Annotated in this window: 2 protein-coding genes; both read right to left on the minus strand. The window is 40.5% G+C overall.

What is annotated here, in order from left to right:
• A partial coding sequence (locus tag J2X05_RS21105) for a cupin-like domain-containing protein (RefSeq protein WP_310076417.1) occupies positions 1-542 on the minus strand: 542 nt, incomplete at its 3' end.
• 28 nt (positions 543-570) lie between these two features.
• Entirely contained in the window at positions 571-1,293 is a 723-nt protein-coding gene (locus tag J2X05_RS21110; RefSeq protein WP_310076420.1) for a SapC family protein, read from the minus strand.
• Positions 1,294-1,449: the final 156 nt, after the last annotated feature.

The raw sequence follows: 1,449 nt of genomic DNA on the forward strand, positions 1-1,449 counted from the left end.
CCTACCACACAGCAGGCTATATTATCCGACGCATCGTAGTGGCAACACGCAGTGGTGCGATTGCCAATCCAGATGCTGATGCGTAAATCTTCAAGCGGAACTATCGATTCAGGCCGTGGAATCACAATATCATTCTCGCGCCTGAAATCCGGAAAGTGGGTATCAATGACGTTGGATGCTATGTAGTAAGCGCTGGGATTTTCTTTATCAAAATTTTCCTGAATCAGATCCAGTACTTCATCCACCCGCATTGTGCGGGAATCATAATTTAGCTGTGTACGTTCTTCGTTGTAAAAGAAACGACCTTTGATATCGGGTGATCCAATACAGGCCGTTGAAGGGGACCCGTTATAATGCGATTTTAAATAGTTAATTGCATGACTATCTGATTGTCGCCCTTGTTCAGCAAGTTTCCAGTGATTGATTAAACCCTTAATAACAACCGGTTCTTTGGATGAAAACACGTCTTCATCCAGAGTCCGGCTTTGATAATCAGTAATAACTTTTGTTTTAGCGGTAATCATTGACATATTATTTTTCACGCTGACTTTTTAGGCTATTCTGACAACCTTACTTTTTCTTATTTTTGATTTCTGTCAATTTTCGAATGTTTGTCATTGAGCTTATTACTGTATAGGCGAGAGGCAAAAATCCAGCCTTGTTCAGTTTTTCCAATTGGTCACCGCCGAGCGCTATCAATTTTTCTTCATTAATCGTGAAGTTACCCACCAAACGCTGTTTCTCACCGCTATGTAAATCGATTTCTATATCTACAGACTCAATTAAACCAAGCTCGGTAAACGCATTGAACATTGCATCTTGCATCGCAATGCCCTCGTGAATAATTTTCAAAATACTGGCAATGTGATCCAGATAAGGACCGTTACCGCCATGCTCCAAAAACAATGCATAACCTTTTTCATCATTTGCTTTCGGATGATCCAAATCGATATGGATGACAGGAACTTTATTGTTGTCCGCATCGGACTGGAAGCCGATAAGGAAAGGGCCTCTCGCAATCACCGCCGGAATGTAATATGCGTCCCATCCCGTTTTTACAGCTGTGTTTAAAAATAGATTTTCACCTTGGCTCAACCCCAACAAAACGGTTGAATGAAATTTTTGTGTCTCAGGATTTTTCCTGAACAGGATTGGATATTCTTTTTGCAGCTCAATAAATTCGGTAGGAAACGCTAATGCACTACTGACATTATCGCCATATTCGGCTCCGAAGCGGGTGACTACTTTTAAATCCTGATGTGCCAGGTTATTCAACAATACTGTGTTTGCCATTGCTTGATGTCCAGACCTTTAAAAACCTTGGGTATTTGTAAAATTTATCTGTATTTGATGTGGCGCTTATAAGTGAAGCATACCTGAGAATACAGAAACTTTTCAGAAGAAATTAAAAAGCCAGCAGAAATTAAAAAGCCGCTTTTCAGCGGCTTT

It is taken from the genome of Cellvibrio fibrivorans, from assembly GCF_031457055.1.
GTDB lineage: Bacteria > Pseudomonadota > Gammaproteobacteria > Pseudomonadales > Cellvibrionaceae > Cellvibrio > Cellvibrio fibrivorans.